Origin of the sequence: Bradyrhizobium sp. USDA 336 (assembly GCF_044908355.1) — a bacterium.
GTDB classification, from domain to species: Bacteria; Pseudomonadota; Alphaproteobacteria; order Rhizobiales; family Xanthobacteraceae; genus Bradyrhizobium; species Bradyrhizobium yuanmingense.
Window position 1 is genome coordinate 4897276 of sequence record NZ_JBIYDC010000002.1, and the last position, 19077, is coordinate 4916352.

The following is a 19077-nucleotide window of genomic DNA, read 5'->3' on the forward strand; positions in this document are numbered from 1 at the left end:
CTGATGTGTCTTGGGTCTGTCGCCGCGCCCGCGGGAGCGAGGCGGCACAGATGTACCCGCAGTGCCGAGCTGCGGCAATGCCCGCGCGACGTCCGATGGAAAGAGTACGAAAATCAGGCGCTCTTCACGGCGCCCAGGAAACCCTCGACCGCGACGCGAAGACGATCGGCATCCGCCGACATCTTCTTGACGGACTCCGACAGCACCGTGCCGGCATTGCCGGTCTCCTGGTTGAGCCTTGCGACGCTGCCGATGGTATCGGTGACCTCGCGGGTGCCCTGGGCCGCCTGCTGGAAGTTGCGCGAGATCTCCGTCGTGGCCGCACGCTGCTGTTCGACCGCGGCGGCAATCGCTGTCATCTTCTCGTCGATACCGCTGATGGCCCCGCCGATCGAGCGGATCGCGGCGACCGCCTGGCCGGTGGCGCCCTGGATCTCCTCCACCTGGCGCGAGATCTCCTCCGTCGCCGTCGCGGTCTGCGCCGCAAGGCTCTTGACCTCGCCCGCGACCACCGCGAAGCCGCGGCCGGCCTCGCCGGCGCGCGCGGCTTCGATAGTGGCGTTCAATGCCAGCAGATTGGTCTGGGCCGCGATCGCGTTGATCATCTTCACGACCTCGCCGATGCGGTTTGCCGTCTGATCGAGGATCTCGACGGTCGCAGTGGTCTGCTCGGCCTGGGCCACGGCCTCGCGGGCCTCGCGCGCGCTCGACTGCACCTGCGCGGAGATCTCGCCCACGGATGCGGAGAGCTCCTCGGTCGCAGCGGCGATGGTCTCGAGATTATTGGTGGCCTGCTCGGCGGCCGAGGAGACCGCCGCGGTCTGGCTGCTCAATTCCGAGACCAGCGAGCGCACGCCGCTCGCGGTGGCGTCGAGCTCCCGCGTCGAGGCCGCAACGCTCTGAATGACCGCCTGCACCGTGCTGAAGCGCCTGCTGCGACTCGCGTTCCTTACCCAGGCGCTCCGCAGTCGCCGCGCTCTCGCGCAGGCTTTCGAGCGCAGCCGCCATGGTGCCGAACTCGTCGGGATGCCGCGATTGCGGCACCGGCGTCGCATAATCGCGCGCGCTGATGCGGGCGATGGCATCGAGGATCGCGCGCACCGGGCGCATCAGCCGGTTGCGCACCACAAACACGCCCGCGACAGTCACGGCCAGTGCAAGCAGGAAGTCGAAGGATTGCACGATGAGATTGGTGAGGGCCTTGGCCTGAACCGCCTCCGCGTGCGCGATCGACAGGTCGAGCGCCTTGCTCGCGACCGCGACGATGGACGCGAACGGAGCCTGGCACAACGCGTTCCATTCCGAGGCGGGCATCGCGGGACGGCCGCTGCCATCCAAGCCCTTGGTGAGCTCGCCGATCTGCTTGAGAGCGCCGTCGGTCTTGGCCCTCGCCTCCTTAGCCGCGTTGACGAGGTCGGCCGGCACGTCAGGCGCAGCCAGCAGCTCCTCCATGCCGGTCCAGCCGGCGGTGACGACGCCGTTCCATCCGGCCACGGTCTGCTTCTGGGTGTCGTCGAGCGGCTTGCTGGCGTTGACGTTCGGCCGCAGGGTCGAGCACTGGATGCCGTAGCGGTCGCGCACCTGCCAGGCGAGGCGGCGGGCCTGGATCATGCGGGCGATGTAAGGATCGTTCATCCAAGCGCGGTTCGACACCGCGGTGGATGCGAGATTGGCGGTCTCGATCACCTTGGTGACCGCATCGTACCAGGGCGCGGTCCGCTCCAGCTTGCGCTCGGCGCGCGGCAGCTTGGCCTCGTCGTAGAACAACTGGAATTTTGGCGCGGCCTCGCTCCAGCGCTGCTTCAGCGTGCTGGCGAGCTCGTCGCGGCGGGCGAATTCGACGGTGGAGAGCGCAGCACTGATGGCGTCGAAGCCGGCCTGTTCCGCCTTCTCGGCAACGCCGAGCTTGGCGCGCGGATCGTCCTCGCCGAGCAGGGCGCTCTGGGCATCGCCACGATTGCTGCGCAGGGCAACCACGCCATGGAAGATCGACTTGTCGGCATTCGCGAGCCGCTCGGTCTCCAGACTGTCGCTATAGCGGCCGAAGGCCCCGACCATCTGGACGGCCGTGCTGGTCAGCGCGCCGGCCGCCAGCAGCGTCATCGGGACCAGGAGGAGCGTGCTTACCGATTTCTTAACAATGGACATGGGTCGAGGGGGCCTAACTCTCCGGAGAGGCCACCTTGCACCGCCACGTGCCAATGTTTCGTTAAGGTTTGAGTTGAATCGAAACGATCCAACCTGCACGCATTCGGAATACTATCCTATTCTGGTGAAATCCGGCGGGCGGCGCTCCGCAAACGCCGTAAACGCCTCGCGCGCTTCGGCGGTGCGCAGGCGCTGCGCGAACTGCTCGCCTTCGGCCTGCATCTGCGCGACCAGCGCCTCGCCGTTGCGCATCAGCCGCTTGGTCGCGATGAGGGCCCCGGCCGGTTGGCGGGCGAGACGCTGCGCCAGCGCAAGCGCTTCGGCATCCAGCTTGTCGAGCGGCACCACACGGTTGGCGAGGCCCCATTCCAGCGCGGACCTGGCCGGCACGGTTTCGCCAAGCGCGAACATCTCGTAGGCGCGGGCGTAGCCGATGCGCGCCGGCATCAACAGGCTGGAGGCGGCTTCAGGCACCAGCGCGAGGCTGACGAACGGCGTCGACAATTGCGCGTTGTCGGCGAGCACGACGAGGTCGCAATGCAGCAGCATCGTGGTGCCGACGCCGACGGCACGGCCCTGCACGGCCGCGACTAGCGGCCGGGTGCAGCGCGCCAGCGACTGGATGAAGCGCACCACGTTGCGGCTGCCTTCGGACTTGCCGGCCGCGACGGCCGCGAACTCGCCGACGTCGTTGCCGGCGGTGAACATGTCGCCCTCGCCGCGGATCAGGATCACGCGGGCGGATGGGTCGAACTCGGCGGATTCGATCGCATCGGCGAGCTTTCCGTACATCGCATCCGTCAGCGCGTTCTTCTTGTCGGGACGTGCCAACGTGAGGGTGAGAATTCCGCCGCTGTTCTCGATCCGGACGTGCTCGGTCATTGGTCTGCTCCGTTTTATTCGTCTGAACGTCTTGGAAACTTGTCCTGAATGCTCGTCAGCCAGCGTGCGACGATGTCGATCTCGGCGGCCGTGAATCCTTCCGTCAGCGCCGCATTGACCTCCGCCGCGCTGGTCTTGGCCTGCGCCAGCGCGGTGCGCCCCTTCGGCGTCAGCCAGATGCGAAAGGCGCGGCCGTCCTCGCGGTCGGCCCGCCGCTCGACCAGCTTCGCAGCCACCGTCCGGTCGACGAGACCCGAAATGCCGGCCGGTCCCATGTCGAGCGCCGCCCCAGCCTCGCCCATCAGGACGCCATCCTGCTTGCCGAGGATGAACAGCAGCCCCGCCTGCGCCGGCGTCACCTCGCTCTCGGGCCGCGCCGCCATCCAGCGCTGCAGCCGGCGCTGGGCGACACTCAGCAGGTAGATTAACCGAGGGTGCCGCGCGTCGGCGCTGTTATTTCGCATGCGAAGCAAATAGCGTCTACCGATCTCGTTGTCAAAGCGCTTGACGTTCTCGCGCGTTCATGTTCCTTATTTGTTCTAAACCCGTTCTAGTTGCAGACAGGGAGGCTAGCCGTGGCGCAGAGGTTGGAGCAAGCGGAAGAGCAAGACCAAGAGAACGAAACGGAAGGTCAGTTCACCTATGCGTTCGGAGTTCTGGACGCGTATTTCGAAGACATTCCGCTGAGCAAGCTCGTGACGACCACCCGGCAGTTTCCCGGCCACATGCGAGTGGACGTCCAAGCCGCGCTCGACAAGCAGCTGGCAGCACACGTCGACTTGTTCGGACTTGCCGAGGAACACTACGAAACGCTGTCGTTTGCGCGCCTGCTCCGCGACGATCGGATCGCCGTGGCGATCGCCCCGCTGCAATATTCCGACGTCGATGTCGGCGACAGCAGTCCATCGCGCTGCCTCGACAACGGTTTGTGGCTCTGCGAGCACGACGGTTTGCGCTATGCCGTCCTGCTCTGCGCCAACCGCGACTCCCGTCGCGAGCCCGGCATCCGTATCGAAATCGTGGTGTCTGCGGGAAGCGCTGGGGCGGCTGTGGTGCAGCGTTGCTTCGGCGCGCTCGAAGAAGCCGTGCAGGCCGCGCGCACCTATCGCGGCAAGATCCTGTCGCTTGAGGAGTCTTCCGACTATCGCGGCCTAGCCCGCGGCATCAATGTGCACCGGTTGCCCGCCGTCGAACGCGACGAGGTGATCCTGCCGGAGCGGACTCTGCGGCTGCTCGATCGCAACGTGCTGAATTTCGTCGGCACCCGCGAGCAGCTGCGGCGGCTCGGACAATCGACGCGCAAGGGCACGGCTGCTGCAGCCCTCCATGGTGGTGATTGAGGACGTCGACCTGATCGCGCGCGACCGTCGCAACATGGGGCCGTGCGAAGAATCCATGCTCAACAGGCTGCTCAATGAGATGGACGGGCTGAAGCAGGATGCCGACATCCTGTTCGTTCTCACCTCCAACCGGCCGCAGGACCTTGAAGCCGCCCTTGCCGGTCGCCCCGGCCGCATCGACCAGGCCATCGAAGTCCCGCTACCGGACGAACATGGCCGCAGCAAGCTGGTGCGCCTCTACGGCAAGGCATTGCCGCTCGACGACGCGATCATCATCGAGGCTGCCCGCCGCAGCGAGGGCACGAGTTGCGCCTTCATCAAGGAGCTGATGCGCCGGCTGGCGCAAGCCAGCCTGGCGCGCGACGGCGGTAAGTCGATCGTCTCGGCCGACATCGACGAAGCCCTCGACGACATGCTGTTCTCCGGCGGCCGGCTCAATGCGCGGTTGCTCGGCGCGGCACAGGCGATGGCAGCGGAGTGACGTTCGCTCATTCATCCGGCCCATTGCGCCTCACGGCGCGCAGGTGAAGCTCGCCGCTTCCGTCACCGGGCCGCTCTTGTAGTGCGGCCAGGCCGGCCAGCGGCACAACGGCAGCGAGCGCGTCGCGGCAAACGACGGCGCCTCGACTTTCTGCTCCCTGACCTCTAAGTCGCCGGGCGCTTTGCCGTTCTCGACCCAGTCGACCAGAACGCTCAGCATATCGACATTGGCGGGCGCGCCAGAGCCGACATGGTCGACACCAGGCGCAGTGTAGAGGCGCGCGAACTCCGCGGTCTCGGCCTTGCCCATCTTGCGCTCGACACTCTCGAAATAGCGAATGCCGGCATAGGGGCTCTGGGCGTAGTCGGCCATGTGCTCGAGCACGATCAGCCGGCCGCCCCGCGCCCGGAAGCGGCTGAGATCGGGGTCGGTGGAATCCATCAGGCTGGACACCTCGAGCAGCCTCGCCTTGTGCTCTTCCACCTTGTAGGTGGTGACGTCGAGCTTCGGATCACGCGCGAAGACATATTGGATGCCGCCGGCGCCGTAGATCCAGGCGATGCCGTTGTTCGGCGCGGGCGGCTGTGCCGGCGGCGCGGTGCCGAGCCACCAGGAGACCCAGCCGCCGGTCGGCCCGACCGCGGGGATGTCCTCGCCGGAGACGCCCCAGCCCGGATAATCGTCGAGACCATTGGCGAGCGCGAAGGGGAATTTGTAGGTCGCATGCAGCGTGTTCACGGCCTTGATCTGCGCGTCGGTCAGGCATTGGTCGCCGCTTTGCCCGGCCGCGCAGCGCAGCGTCGCGATCTTGAAGGCCGCCTTGCAGCCGACGGGATCCTGCACCAGCGCATCGTCGGAGCCGTCGGCCTTGTCGCAAGCCGCGCGCACGGCCTCGCCCACGAGCTTGACCTGTGCCGGGTTGATCCAGCCCTCGCCCATGGTGACGAGACCCGAGCGCGTGCCGGCATGCTGCAGTCCGACCCAGTTGATCACGGGCACGCGGGCGAAGATTCCGTCGAAATCATCAGGATAGCGCTGCGCCATGGTGAGGCCTTCGCGGCCGCCCTCTGACGAGCCCATGAAGTACAGCTTCTCCGGCTTCCTGCCGTAGGCGCGCTGCATCAGCCCGACCGCGGCGTCGCGCACCTTCTTGTAGGCGCGATGGGCGAAATTCTCGAACGCCTCGTCATTCAGCGCAAACACCTGCGGCGGCTCGCCCTGCTTGGTCTCGTGGCCGGAGTCGGTGCCGTAGGTGACGAAGCCGCGCGCCAGCGGCGAGGGCTTGTCGAAGGGGTAGGCCGGCGGCAGCGTAAGGCCGGTGATCAGCACGCCGTTGAAGCCGCCGCCGCCATATTGCAACGAGCGACCATTCCATTCGACGGGAAGGTTGACCTGGAATTTGATCGGGGGCGCCTTGGGATCGGTGGGATCGATATGGCCGAGCACCTTGCAGAAGCCCGGATTGGCCGGCGTGATGCGTGCTGACGGCGTCGGCCCGCGCTCGGCGACGGCCATTTGCGACGGCGCCTGCAGGATCGCGGAATCGATCTTCACGGCGTCAGCGCCGCCGACGAGCCCCTTGCAGACAGTCTCGGCGTCTTCCGGCAGCGTTGCCGCCAACGCACCACTCGCGCTCATTACGGCCGCAGTACCCACCAGCCATGCACACAGCTTCGCTCTGTTGCGCTTCATCGTTTCCACCCGGCTTGTTCTGTTGCGTTCGGTACTTGGCCGCATTCAATGCAACCTTCGCCCGTCCGTCAATCGCTGACGCCGGCTTTCCGTCAGAACGAGCCCAGCCTAGTGCCCAGGACGATCACCGCCAGCAGCGCCAGGAGCGAGGTCACGATACCGACCATGACGATATCGAAATAGCTGTCGCGATGGGTCAGGCCGCAGATCGCGAGCAGGCTGACCACCGCACCGTTATGCGGCAGGATGTCCAACGTTCCCGCGCCGATCACCGCCACGCGATGCATCAGCGCAAGGTCGATGCCGTGGCGCGCGGCAACTTCGACATAGGTCGGGCCGAGAGCATCGAGGGCGATGGTCAGGCCGCCCGACGCCGACCCGGTCAGCGCGGCCAGGATGTTGGTCGCGACGGCGAGCGAGACCAGCGGTCCCCCTTCGATCGCCAGCACCCAGTCGCGCACGATCGTGAACGCCGGCAGCGAGGCCACGACGGCGCCGAAGCCGACGAGGCTAGCGACGCTGAACGCAGGCAGGACCGACGCATTGGCCCCGGCGTCCATGGTCCGGCGCAGCACCGGCAGGCGCGCCCAGTTCAGCGCGATGGCCGTCACGATGGCGGCAGCCAGCGCCACCGCGACCGACCACACGCCTGCGACCGCCGCAAGCGTCGTGTCACCAAAGCGCGGCTCGGCGAGATAACTGACATCGAGCCGCGGCAGCACCACCAGCGACATCACCAGGTTGACGGTCACGACGACGACGAGCGGCGCCATGGCGTTCAGCACGGGCGATGCCCGCTCGCTGCGATGACCGTGCTGTAGCTCTCCCGGATCGAACTCGCGGGCAGTCGTCGCGCGCTCGCGCACGAGCTCGTCGGCAGCGGTCTGCTCGATCGCGCCCTCGGCGTCGTCGCCATAACCTTCCCCGGCGCGGCGCGCCGCAGCTTCGGCGCGATGCAGCCACCACAATCCGGCGCCGAGAATGATGAGCGAGCCGACGACGCCGAGGCCCGGCGCGGCAAACGGCGTCGTGCCGAAGAACGGCATCGGAATCGCATTCTGGATCGACGGCGTGCCAGGAAGGGCCGACATGGTGAAGGTCGACGTTCCCAGCACGATCGCGGCCGGGATCAGACGACGCGGAATCGAAGCGGCACGAAACAGCGACCGGGCCATGGGAACGATGACGAAGAACGCAACGAACAGGCTGACACCACCATAGGTCACCAGCGCGCCGGCGAGCACGACCGCCAGGATCACGCGCCGTTCGCCGAGGCGCTCCGCCATGAAGCCGGCGACCGACGTCACCGCGCCACAGTCGTCCATCAACTTGCCGAAGACGGCGCCAAGCAGAAAGATCGGAAAGAACTGCGCCAGAAATCCCGCCGCGTTCACCATGAACACCTGGGTCAGGTTCGCGAGCAGCGGCTCACCGCCGAACAACGCGGCAATGAGTGCGGCGAACGGCGCGAGCAGCAGGACGCTCCAGCCGCGGAAGGCGAATAGGACGAGCAGACCGAGCCCGACGAGGAGACCGAGGAGACCCATGCCTCAGCACTCCGACAGCAGGACATCGAGATCGGCGGTCGAGCGGCGGCCGATCTCCGCGCCGTGCTCGGCGAGGAAGTCGTCCGCGGCCATGCGTCCCTCGGCGCGCAGCATCGAGACGAACTCCCACTCCGCGTTGAGCTTCGAGGAGGCCCCGAACTTCGCCAGCATGTCGCTCTTGATCCGGTGTGTGCGCATCTTCGCCCATCGCGCGCCCTCGCCGCTGCCCGGATCGGCCGCCTGACGCAGCAGCGCGATCATGCGCAGCTCCTTCATCAGCGGCGAGTTGAAGGAGATTTCGTTGAGACGGTTGAGGATCTCCGCAGCCGTCCGCGGTTGCTCCGGCCGCTCGGTCGGATTGATCTGGACGAGAATGGTGTCATGCGCGTCGCTTTCGCGGACCAGCGGCGTGATGGTCGGGTTGCCGGCATAGCCGCCGTCCCAATAGGGCTCGCCGTCGATCTCGATCGCGCGGAACATGGTGGGAAGACAGGCCGATGCCAGCAGCACGTCGGCCGTGATCTCCGCGTTGCGGAAGATACGTCCGCGCCCGGTGCGTACCCGCGTCGCGGTGATGAACAGCTGGATCGGCGAGCGCACGAGGCGTTCGAAATCGATACTCTCGGCCAGCACCGCGCGCAGCGGATTGTAACCGGTCGGATTGAGGTCGTAGGGCGAGAGCACACGCGACATCAAATCGGTGAGGATATAGAAGGGCGACGTATCGAGGGTCCAGCGCCCCATCAAGCGGTCGAGCGGAGAACGTTGTAGCGGGCTGAAGGCCGCGGCCTTCGAAACACGGCGCCAGTACCGGTCGAGCGCCTCTCGCGCGCCCTCGGCGCCGCCGCCGGTCCAGCCGTCCGCCAGAACCGCCGCATTCATCGCGCCTGCGGAGGTTCCGGAGATTGCGGCGATCTCCAGCCATTTCTCTTCCAGAAGACGGTCGAGCACACCCCAGGAGAAGGCGCCGTGCGAACCGCCGCCCTGCAGCGCGAGATCAATCAGTACGGCGTCCCGTTCCATGGCGGACACTCACGCAACTGAAGCTCAAATTCGACATGATTTTTGATCGGGCCGAAATCGACGGCAGTGTGGGAGCAGTTGCTACAAGTTGCAACCGGAACGTGGGGTGATCTAAAGCTATTTCCGTTCTGATGCGATCGGAACGAAACGGCTCTGAATTCTGATTGACGCTATTTTTTTATATCCGCTTCGCTCGAAAACGCTCTAATGCTCGAACACCAGCCGCGCTCCGACCGTTCCCTCGAGGCCGCGGATCTGCTGCAGCAGCTCGCCGGAATCGTGATCACCGAGATCGGCGTCGAGCACGACGTAGCCGAGGTCGCCGGCGGTCTCCAGATATTGGGCGGCGATGTTGATGTCGCGCTGGAGGAAGACCTCGTTCAGCCGCCGCAACATGCCCGGCACGTTGCGATGGACATGGCTGAAGCGTGCGCCGGAGGGACGAAGATGCAGCTGCACCTCCGGAAAATTCACCGCGCCCATGGTCGAGCCGGTGATGAAATAGTCGACCAGCTTGCGCGCGACCTCGCCGCCGATCCGCTCCTGCGCCTCCTCGGTCGAGCCGCCGATATGGGGGGTGAGGATGACGTTCTCAATGCCCTGAATGGGACTGTTGAAACGATCGGCATTCGATGAAGGCTCGACGGGAAAGACGTCGACGGCCGCGCCGGCGAGATGGCCATCGCGCAAGGCACGCGCCAGCGCATCGAGATCGACCACGGTCCCGCGGCTGTTGTTGATCAGGAACGAGCCTGATTTCATCGCCCGCAGCTCCCTCTCGCCGATCATGCCAGCAGTCTCCGGCGTCTCCGGCACGTGCAGGCTGACGACATCGCTCTGCGCCAGCAGCTCTTCGAGCTTCTCGACCGGCTCGGTGTTGCCGTGGCGAAGCTTGTCGGTGCGGTCGAAATAGATCACGCGCATGCCCATGGCTTCGGCCAAGGTCGAAAGCTGCGAGCCGATATTGCCGTAGCCGACGATGCCGAGCGTGCGGCCGCGCACCTCGCGGCTGCCCGCCGCCGACTTGTCCCAGCCCCCGGCATGGGCCGACACCGAACGCGGAAAGATCCGCCGCAGCAGCATCACGATCTCGCCGATGACGAGCTCGGCGACGCTGCGCGTGTTGGAGAATGGGGCGTTGAAGACGGGAATACCGCGCTTGCGCGCTGCCGAAAGATCGACCTGGTTGGTGCCGACGCTGAAGCAGCCGACCGCGAGAAGCTGGCCGGCCGCCGCCAGAACCTCATCCGTGATCTGCGTGCGCGAACGGATGCCGAGCAGAGACACGCCCTCGAGCGCGCGCCGCAGATCTGCGCCGTCCAGAGCCTTGGTCAGCCGTTCGACATTGGTGAAGCCAGCGCTCGTGAACAGGTCGACAGCGCTATCATTGACGCCTTCGAGCAGCAGCGCCTTGGCGCTTCGCTCAGGGCTTTGGCCTGGGGCGGACATGGCATCTCCGTAAGTAGCCGCTTTGCCTGAGCACATAGACCGCGGGCGATACGCAGCACAATAGGGAGCGGATACGAGAAGAGGACGGCCGGAGCCGAGGATGCGCTTGGCATCCCAGAGCTCGCTCAAATCACATAGAACCCGTGCGTACCGTCGCGGCGGAGCTGTTCGACGAGGCCGTATTCCCAATCGAGATAGGCCTGCATCGCGGCTTCGGCCACGTCGGTGCCTTCATAGGGCCGGCGGTAGCGGTGGGCCGGATCGGGCTTCGGCAAGACCTGCGGTGGACCGATTTCCAGTGCGCAATCATAGCCGCCCTCGAGCACATAGACTTCCCACCCCATCTGCGCCAGCCAGGACGCCGTCATGTCGGCGCGCACGCTTTTGTCGTCGGTCAGGACGATGCGCGCGCCGCGCACGGGAGCGGCCATGTCGGTTTCCTGCACGAGCTGGCCGCCGGGATAGTGGCGGAAGCCGGGGAGATGGCCGGCTGTATAGTCCTCTGCATCGCGCACGTCGAAGCGATACAGCGTGCGATGGGTCTCTGCGACCAGCGCCGCCAGCTCGTTCGCTCCGATATGGCGAACACCGGCGCGATAGGCGACATCGCGAGCATTGGCCGGACCGCCCTCGAACGAGCCGATCGCACCGCGCCTGCCGGCGCCGTGATTGAGCGCGTGCCGCGCTAGGACCCAGCCGATGGTGCCGTTGCGCAGCGCCCGCACCTTGTTGGGCACGCCGGCATTGATCAGCGACTGGGTGCCGATGATGGAGCGGGTGCGGCCGGCGCAATTGACGATGATGGTGGTGTCGGGATCGGGCGCGGCCTGGCCTGCCCGGAGCACCAGCTCCGCGCCGGGCACGCTGACCGAGCCCGGGATGTTCATGGTCGCATATTCGTCGAAGCGGCGGACGTCGAGGATGGCGATGTTGGCTTTGTCGGCGATCAGCTTTGCCACCTCATCGGCACTCAGCGAGGGCGTGTGGCGACGGGACTCGACCAGCTCGCCGAAAGCCTTGGAATAGGAATTGACGTCCTCGAAAACCTCGAAGCCCGCATCGCGCCACGCCTTCAGCCCGCCCTCGAGTGCGCTGACATTGGTGAAGCCGAGCGCGGCAAGGCGTTCGGCGCCGGTCGCGACCAGCCCCTCGCCGTCATCATAGAGCACGATCGCCACGTCCTTGCGCGGCAGCCGCACCTCGGCCTCCACTACAATCCGGTCCGCGGCCAAGTTGGCCGCGAACAGCGGATGACCGGTGGCGAAGGCTGCCTCGTATCTGAGATCGAGCAGGGCAATTTCTTCGCGCAGGAGCAGCGCGCGGCGGATATCGGCGGGGGTGACGGTCGGAAGCTTCATGGCGAAACCTGACAAGGACGTGCCACGGGCTTTTGAACGATTGTCGAGGTGTTGGCTAGCCTCTTCGGCAGCAACTCACTCGCCCGGAACGAGCCGCCCGAGCGGCGCCTGCGCCGGGCGCCGCAACCTGCGGCGCGACAGATAGAGCAGGATTCCGGTGACCGAGAACAGCGGCATCAGGGCCGCGGCAATCATGAAGGCGAGCTTGCCGGGCCAGCCCAGGATCGCGCCGCGATGGATATCGAGCACGTTGGCGATGATCTTCTCGCCCAACGTCTTGTCGGCGTAACGTTCCGCGGAGGCGAGCTGACCGGTGACGGCATCGATGCGGAATTCATCGCGCGTGGTGTCGAGCGTCGAATCCTTGCCCCACGACCGGATCCGTATCGCCGTGCCGGGGCTGGGGGGCAGCGTCAGCAGAGCCCTGGCGAAGCGGTCGCCCTCCTCACGCCGGAACGTCGTCCATGCCAGGTCGAACCCGATCGGCTGGGCCGGCTCGGAACGGGCCGCCGCACGCGGTGCCTTCGCGGACATTTTTGGCTGCATCTTCGCGGCACTGACCTCGGGACGTGCCAGCAGCCAGACGACGCCGTCCTTGTACCAATCGAACGAGTACCACAGGCCGGTGAGCGTCATCACCAGATAGACCGGAAGAACCCAGGTGCCGATCACCGCATGCAGCGAACGATGCAGCCCGCGTCCGCTGAGACCGAGATTGGGATTGAGCCACATCTTCAAGCTGCGCGCGCGGCGGGGCCAGCGCAGCACGAGACCCGAGACCAGCATGACGATCAGACCGAGAGCGGCCACACCGGTGATCTGGCGGCCCCAGCCCTTGGCATCGCCAGGGATCAGCAGCCAGCGATGCAGCTTCCGAACCGTCGCGAAGAACGCCTCGCCGCGCGGCGCACCCAGCACGCGCGCATCATAGGGATCGACATAGAGCGAATTCGGCCGCTCGCCCTGCGCGTCGCGCGCGAAGCGGACCCGCACGGCCGCAGTCGGATCGCTCGACAACATGACGGCCGAGACCTTGCCCAGATCCTGCCCCGCCCCCAGCCGCGCGACCAGCTCGTCCGGCATCAGCGCCGGCATCTCGCGCGGTGCTACATGCATGATGCCGGCGTTGAGATGATCGACGATCTCGTCCTCGAAACTCATGATCGCGCCGGTCAGCGCGATCAAAGCGAGCAGCACCGCGAGCACCAGGCCCGCGATGGAATGGACCTGGAGCAGGACAGTTTTGATCATGTGCCCCGGCCGCGCGGCCATGGCTAGAACTTCACCGTCGCCGAGAGAGACACCCGGCGCGCGTCGCCGATAGCGACGTTTAGATTATTCACGGCTGAGGGATAGTAGACCGTGTCGAACAGGTTCTTGACGTTCACCTGGTACACCACCGGAAACTGCTCGTGTTTCGTCTCGTAAGTCGCAAAGAGGTCTGCGACGACATAGGACGGCAGGAAGAAGCTGTTGATCGAATCGCCGGGACGGTCGCCGACATAGCGCGCGCCGCCGCCGAGACGGAGCTGGCCGGGCAAGGCGGTGCCGAAGTCGTAGACCAGATAGAGCGAAGCGGTGTTCAAGGCGACGTTTTGCAGCTTCTTGCCGAGCAACGTCAGATCATCGGAGGCCGTCACGCGGGCGTCCGTATAGCCATAGCTCCCAATCAACGCCCAACTGTCGGTGAGCCTGCCGGTGACGTCGATTTCGAGGCCGCGCGAATGAGCGCGGCCGACGGTGTGAAGCTCCACCACGCCCGCGCTGTTCGTCTTCGTCGTTTGCACATTCTTCTTGTCGAGGTCGTAGAATGCGACGGTCCCGGAGATGCGCTGGTTGATGTCGAACTTCACGCCGGTCTCGTACGACACACCCTCCTCGGGCGCGACCCTGGAGTCGATCACCACGCCGATCGGCGCAATCGTCGAATTCGGCTTCAGCGATTCGGTGTAGCTTGCATAAAGCGAGATCTGATCGGTCAGCTTGAAGATCGCGCCGCCAAGCGGGAGCACCTTGTCTTGCGACACGTTTGTGTTGGTGTTGAACGGCTTTCCGCGTCCGGCGATCTGATCGTAGTCCATATAGCGCACACCACCGACCAGTGCGAACCGCTCGGTCAGATGCAGCGTGTCCTGGAAGAACAGCGACCACTGGCCAAGCTTGTCGGTCTGGGCGCTGTCGGGATTCGACACCCTGGTTCCCGGCCCGATCAGCCCATAGACAGGATCGTAGACGTTGAAGGCGGGAGTTGTCTGCCGGATCAAAACATCGCGGTAGATCGTGCGATACTGACCGTCGCCGCCAAATAGCACCTCGTTGCGCATGTCGCCGAGCCAGAAGCCGCCCGAGACATAGGATGTCCCATAGCTGACATTGCTCAGCGAGCTTCCCGTGCCGTCGTTGCTGCGCGTCTCGACGCCGGTCGTGAAATTGATGCCGGTGATGCGGAGCTGGTTGGCGCTGAAGGTTTCGGTGTTGTAGCTGTAGCCTGCGTAGAGCTTCCAATCCTGGTTGAAGCGGTGCTCGACCGAAGCCTGGATCAGATCGGACGTGCCCCAGGTGTTGTTGAAAGGCTCATCCAGCCGGCGCGTAGCGGGCACGGCCAGCGGCGCCTTCGTCACCGGATTGAACGCGGTGCCGCGGTCGAACGGATAGATGAACTCGCGGTGCTCGTAGTTCAGCTGCACCGTGGTGTCCTGGCCGTACCACGCGAGCGAGGGGGCAACCAGCATCTCGCGGTGACGGCCGAAATTCCGCCAATAATCCTCGCTGACGCCGTAGCCGATGAAACGATAGGCCAGCCCCTGGTCGCCGATCGGGCCGGTGACGTCGAGCAGGCCGTCGGCGCCGGTCTTGGAGGCACTGAAGGCCGAGCCGAGTAGCGTGACCGAGCCGTGCTGATAGAGCTCGGGCCGCTTGCTGATGGTGTTGACGATGCCGCCGGGATCCATGATGCCGTAGAGCAGCGAGGCCGGGCCCTTCAGCACCTCGACGCTTTCGACCGCAGGATTGAGACTGCGGCCCTGCACCAGCGGCATGCCGTTGCGCATGATCGAGCCGTCGCGGTTGTCGCCGAAGCCACGGCGGATCACCGCGTCCTGGCTGCCGGCGAGCGTGTTGGTCTGGGTGACGCCGGAGACGTTGCTCAGCGCGTCGTCGATGTTGCGCGGGAGCTGGTCCTTCAGCACCTGCGCGGGCACGACGTTGACGGCCTGCGAGGTGTCGAGCGGCGAGGCGCCGCTGCGCAGCGTGGTCGCACTCGGCATCGCGCGGTAGCCGAGCTTGGCGGCTTGCTGTGCGGCGGCTTCGGCGGCGGCGCGCTCCGACAGCGTCGGCGCCGCGGGTGCGGAATTGCGACTGGACTGGCGGCGCGCCGCCGTTTGGGCGCGGCGTGGCGACTGCTCCGATGCACGCGCCGGCTTCGGTCGTGGCGCCGGCGCCTCCACCGTCACCGGCGGCAGAGCCGATTGCGCCTGTGCGCTCGTCGTGATGGAGGGATATTCGATGAGCAGCACCGCTGCTCCCATGAGAAGACCTGCACGGCTCTTGCCGGCACGAATTCGATGGCCGTTGTCACGTTGGCCATCCACGAAGGCACGCACTTTCATTCCACTTCAAGTCAGGAGCATTGAAGTGTGCGCCTGTAACAGCCGCCGCGATCGAGGAGAACCGTAGCCGGGCTTGAATCGCTCTAGTGTTGAATTGTTCTAAGAGGAGACGGATGCTGAACAGCAATCATGAATTGCCGGCGCACCGCGCATGACACGCTGCACGCGAAATCGTGGCCCGATATTTCACGATCACGCGATGGCGGGAGCGATCAACTCGTCGAGCTTCCGCTTGAACGCACTGCCGTCCGACAAAGCGCGGAGCGGCGGACGGACGCGCAGCCAACCTGCATCGCCGGTCTGCATCGCGAGGATCGCCTTCAGCGTTGCGACCAGGGAGGGCGTCTTCAGCACGACGTCGATCGCCGCCTGCATGCGCGCCTCGACGTTCTTGCCGTCAACCATAGCCTTGACCAGCTCCGGCGCAATGTTGGCCATGCCGCAGATGGTGCCGGCGCCGCCGGCGGCGATCGCGCGAGTGATATCGGCTTCGTTGCCGACGGTGATAGCGAGCTCGGGCGCGGCGGCACGGAATGCCTGGAACTGCTTGAAGTCGCCGCTGGAGTCCTTCAGACCCGCAACCACTTGGCCGTAGCGCTTGCGCAGGCTTGCGGCGACTGTCGTCGGGATCGCAACGCCCGAGACTTGCGGAATGTGGTAGAGCGAGGCGCGCAGACGATCGTCGGCAACACCGTCGATGATGGCGGCAAAGGCATCCTCGATGCCCTCAGGCGTGACACTCCGATCGAAATAGGGCGGCAGCAGCAACACGTGGCGCAGGCCGAGGCCGAGCACGGCGCGCGTCAGCGCGATACTGTCCGTGATGGCAGGAAAGCCGCCGCCGATTCCGATGCGCTCCGCCGCGACCCCGGCCTTGAGCATCGCTTCGATCGTTGCAATGCGTTCGGCGGCATTGAATGAGGTCCCCTCGCCGGTGGTGCCGAACAGCACGACGCCGTCGACGCCCTTGCTGAACAGCTGCTTGGCGTGAGAGGCGAGCTTGGGGGCGTCCACACTGCCGTCCGTCGCCAGCGGTGTCGCCGACGCCACCCAGAACCCGCGAATCGCCTCGGTCATCACACCACCCTTTGCTGCGGCGCCCGGCCAAGCCGCTGATCTTCAACGATCTTTCGCGCTTGCCGCGGCCTTGTTTTCACTTTAATGTTGCTCTTGTATCTTACATACAACATTGATGCAAATCCTCCGCGCCATGTGCGCGGCAGATCTTGAGGAGGTCTCGCATGGACATGGTGACCCCCACCGGACACCCCGACCAATTGCTCGGCGTGTTGCGCGACAGGCTCGGCACGGCGGCGGTGCTTGTTGGCACCGATGTGCCGGCGCGCAATTGCAACGACTGGAGCGCGAGCCTGCCGCAGACGCCGCGCGCGGTGATCCGCCCCGTCGATGCGCAGGGCGTCGCCGATGCGATTGCGACCTGCCGGCAGGCGCATCTGCCGTTCGTGCCGCAGGGCGGCCTGACCGGCCTGTGCCGCGGCGCTTCGCCTGAAGCTGGCTGGGTCGCGATCTCGCTGGAGCGCATGACGGGCATCGAGGAGATCGATCGCGCCTCGATGACGATGACGGTGAAGGCCGGCACGCCGCTGGAGACGATTCAGAAGGCGGCGGACGAAGCCGGCTTCTTCTTTCCGCTCGATCTCGGCTCGCGCGGCTCCTGCGCGATCGGCGGCAATCTCTCGACCAACGCCGGCGGCAACCGCGTGATCCGTTACGGCATGACGCGCGAGCTGGTGCTTGGTCTCGAAGTGGTGCTGCCGGACGGCACGATCATCACCAGCCTCAACAAGCTGATGAAGAACAATGCAGGCTATGATCTGAAGCATCTGTTCATCGGCTCGGAAGGCACCCTCGGCATCATCACCCGCGTGGTGCTAAAACTGTTCCCGAAGCCGCGCTCGACCATGGCCGCGCTGTGCGCGTTGAAGGATTATGCCGCGGTGATCGCGCTGCTCGACGCGGCGCGCTCAGGGCTCGGCCCGCTGCTGTCCGCCTTCGAGGTGATGTGGCCGGATTATTGGGACGTGATCACGAATCGCGCCGGCGTGAAGCCGCCGGTCGCCCCAAGCCACGGTCTCTACGTGCTGGTGGAAGCGCAGGGCACCGACGAGAGCGTCGATGCGCCGCGCTTCCAGAGCTGGCTCGAGGAGCTGATGGAGCGCGGGCTGCTGGCGGATGCCGCGGTGGCGCAATCGCTGGCGCAGACGCTGAGCTTCTGGCGCGTGCGCGACATCTGCGCCGAGTTCGGCCAGGTGCTGGGGCCGCACATCTCCTACGACATCGGCCTTGCGGTGGCACGGATGGACGAGTTCGTCACACGCTGCAAGGCGGCGCTCGCTGCGGGCATCGAGGGTTGCGAGAGCGTCTATTACGGCCATATCGGCGACGGCAATCTGCATCTCGTCTCCTGGGTCACCGGCCTTTCCGTCGCGCAGCAGCCGAAGGAGGAGATGGACGCGATCATCTACGGTCTGGTCCGCGAGCTCGGCGGCAGCGTCTCCGCCGAGCACGGGATCGGCACCTTGAAGAAGCAATGGCTGGGCCATGCGAGGGGCGAGGCCGAGATCGCGCTGATGCGCACGCTCAAGGCGGCGCTCGACCCCGATCACCTGCTCAATCCCGGGAAGGTGATCTGAACGCACCATGCGATCGCTCAAGCTCGATACGCCGAAATCGCTGTCGCAGCGGGTGATGCTGCGGCTGCGCCAAGCCATCATCGACGGCGAGTTCGCATTAGGCGCTGCCATCTCCGAGGAGATGGTGGCCAATTCCTTCGGCGTCAGCCGCACGCCGGTGCGCGAAGCGATGGGCCAGCTGCAGGCGCAGGGACTCGTGGTGATCCGACCCCAGGTCGGCAGCTTCGTCTTCACGCCGAGTGCGGACGACATCCATGCGCTCTGCACCTTCCGCATTGCGCTCGAGCCCAAGGCCGCCGAGCTCGCCTTCGGCAATGACCGCGACGGCGCGATCGCGTCCATGGGCGCGGCGATCGCGGCGATGGAGCCAGCCGTCGCGGCAAAGGACAACATCGCCTATGGCCGCGCCGACACCGCTTTTCACGAGGCGCTGTTCGCCCATTGCGGCAACCGCTATCTCGCCGAATCCTATCAGCTCGTCTCCGGCCGCGTCGCCGCGCTCCGCACCAATCTGACCTCGCCGATCGACGTGCGCACCCGCACGTCCTTCGACGAGCACCGCAAGCTGCTCGATCTGTTCGCGCGCGGCGAGTTCGCCGCCTTCGAAGGCCTGATGACGACGCACATCACGAATTCGGGAATGGTCTATGCCACGGCGCTGAAGGTGGATTGAGCGCGTTATTGTTTTGAGCATGATCTTTTCGGAAAGCCGCTACGCACTTTTCCGGATCATGCTCTACCGCTCCTCCTTCGATCCCGGCCTGTCCAGAAAATCCAGCGCGGTGTTGATCTGCTCGAGCTGGTGCTCGATTCGGTCGCGATCCTCCACCGATGGCGCCTGTTCGAGCTGTTCCACCAGCTTCTGCTTCCGCATCAGCAAGTTCTCTATGACCGT

Annotated in this window: 15 protein-coding genes and 1 pseudogene; 4 read left to right on the forward strand and 12 right to left on the reverse strand. The window is 65.7% G+C overall.

Annotated elements, in window-relative coordinates; translation table 11 throughout:
- Positions 1 to 113: 113 nt before the first annotated feature.
- The 3 genes and pseudogenes from ABIA45_RS24000 to ABIA45_RS24010 form a co-directional block, all read right to left on the reverse strand.
- Positions 114 to 2148: pseudogene (locus ABIA45_RS24000) on the reverse strand (methyl-accepting chemotaxis protein).
- A 111-nt stretch (positions 2149 to 2259) separates the two neighbouring features.
- The gene (locus tag ABIA45_RS24005) at positions 2260 to 3030 is read right to left on the reverse strand and encodes an enoyl-CoA hydratase (RefSeq protein ID WP_271539335.1); all 771 of its coding nucleotides are present in this window, start codon (positions 3028 to 3030) and stop codon (positions 2260 to 2262) included.
- A gap of 14 nt (positions 3031 to 3044) precedes the next feature.
- A complete protein-coding gene (locus ABIA45_RS24010) occupies positions 3045 to 3494 on the reverse strand; it encodes a MarR family winged helix-turn-helix transcriptional regulator (protein ID WP_057027572.1) in 450 nt (149 codons plus the stop codon).
- 111 nt (positions 3495 to 3605) lie between these two features.
- On the opposite strand from ABIA45_RS24010, the gene ABIA45_RS24015 reads away from it, so the two are divergent.
- Entirely contained in the window at positions 3606 to 4370 is a 765-nt protein-coding gene (locus ABIA45_RS24015) for a hypothetical protein (protein WP_404653918.1), read from the forward strand.
- Positions 4357 to 4851 carry an AAA family ATPase gene (locus ABIA45_RS24020; protein ID WP_404653920.1) on the forward strand — a complete coding sequence of 165 codons (495 nt, stop codon included), beginning with the start codon at positions 4357 to 4359 and terminating at the stop codon, positions 4849 to 4851. The genes ABIA45_RS24015 and ABIA45_RS24020 overlap by 14 nt, the downstream gene beginning before the upstream one ends.
- 30 nt (positions 4852 to 4881) lie before the next feature.
- On the opposite strand, the gene ABIA45_RS24025 is transcribed toward ABIA45_RS24020, so the two are convergent.
- The 8 genes from ABIA45_RS24025 to ABIA45_RS24060 all read right to left on the reverse strand — a co-directional run bounded on the left by ABIA45_RS24025 (position 4882) and on the right by ABIA45_RS24060 (position 16605).
- Complete coding sequence (locus ABIA45_RS24025) at positions 4882 to 6543, reverse strand: tannase/feruloyl esterase family alpha/beta hydrolase (RefSeq protein WP_404653921.1); 1662 nt, start codon at positions 6541 to 6543, stop codon at positions 4882 to 4884.
- A 92-nt stretch (positions 6544 to 6635) separates the two neighbouring features.
- Positions 6636 to 8090, reverse strand: coding sequence for a GntP family permease (locus ABIA45_RS24030; RefSeq protein ID WP_404653923.1), 1455 nt, complete (start codon positions 8088 to 8090; stop codon positions 6636 to 6638).
- Positions 8091 to 8093: 3 nt separating this feature from the next.
- Complete coding sequence (locus ABIA45_RS24035) at positions 8094 to 9113, reverse strand: patatin-like phospholipase family protein (RefSeq protein WP_157283309.1); 1020 nt, start codon at positions 9111 to 9113, stop codon at positions 8094 to 8096.
- A 204-nt stretch (positions 9114 to 9317) separates the two neighbouring features.
- A complete protein-coding gene (gene serA, locus ABIA45_RS24040) occupies positions 9318 to 10562 on the reverse strand; it encodes a phosphoglycerate dehydrogenase (protein ID WP_404544215.1) in 1245 nt (414 codons plus the stop codon).
- Between the two features lie 125 nt (positions 10563 to 10687).
- Positions 10688 to 11920 carry a rhodanese-like domain-containing protein gene (locus ABIA45_RS24045; RefSeq protein WP_271539348.1) on the reverse strand — a complete coding sequence of 411 codons (1233 nt, stop codon included), beginning with the start codon at positions 11918 to 11920 and terminating at the stop codon, positions 10688 to 10690.
- A gap of 75 nt (positions 11921 to 11995) precedes the next feature.
- Positions 11996 to 13192, reverse strand: a complete 1197-nt coding sequence (locus tag ABIA45_RS24050) for a PepSY domain-containing protein (RefSeq protein WP_271539350.1) — start codon at positions 13190 to 13192, stop codon at positions 11996 to 11998.
- Positions 13193 to 13194: 2 nt separating this feature from the next.
- Positions 13195 to 15528, reverse strand: coding sequence for a TonB-dependent siderophore receptor (locus ABIA45_RS24055; RefSeq protein WP_404544219.1), 2334 nt, complete (start codon positions 15526 to 15528; stop codon positions 13195 to 13197).
- Between the two features lie 192 nt (positions 15529 to 15720).
- Positions 15721 to 16605 carry a dihydrodipicolinate synthase family protein gene (locus ABIA45_RS24060; RefSeq protein WP_404544221.1) on the reverse strand — a complete coding sequence of 295 codons (885 nt, stop codon included), beginning with the start codon at positions 16603 to 16605 and terminating at the stop codon, positions 15721 to 15723.
- A 164-nt stretch (positions 16606 to 16769) separates the two neighbouring features.
- Here ABIA45_RS24060 and ABIA45_RS24065 point away from each other — a divergent pair, with 164 nt between their 5' ends.
- Together ABIA45_RS24065 and ABIA45_RS24070 are read left to right on the forward strand one after the other, a co-directional pair.
- On the forward strand, positions 16770 to 18182 hold the full coding sequence (locus ABIA45_RS24065; protein ID WP_404653924.1) for an FAD-binding oxidoreductase: 1413 nt from the start codon (positions 16770 to 16772) through the stop codon (positions 18180 to 18182).
- 7 nt (positions 18183 to 18189) lie between these two features.
- The gene (locus ABIA45_RS24070) at positions 18190 to 18855 is read left to right on the forward strand and encodes a GntR family transcriptional regulator (protein WP_271539358.1); all 666 of its coding nucleotides are present in this window, start codon (positions 18190 to 18192) and stop codon (positions 18853 to 18855) included.
- 63 nt (positions 18856 to 18918) lie between these two features.
- On the opposite strand, the gene ABIA45_RS24075 is transcribed toward ABIA45_RS24070, so the two are convergent.
- Positions 18919 to 19056 carry a hypothetical protein gene (locus ABIA45_RS24075; RefSeq protein ID WP_162130853.1) on the reverse strand — a complete coding sequence of 46 codons (138 nt, stop codon included), beginning with the start codon at positions 19054 to 19056 and terminating at the stop codon, positions 18919 to 18921.
- Positions 19057 to 19077 lie beyond the last annotated feature (21 nt).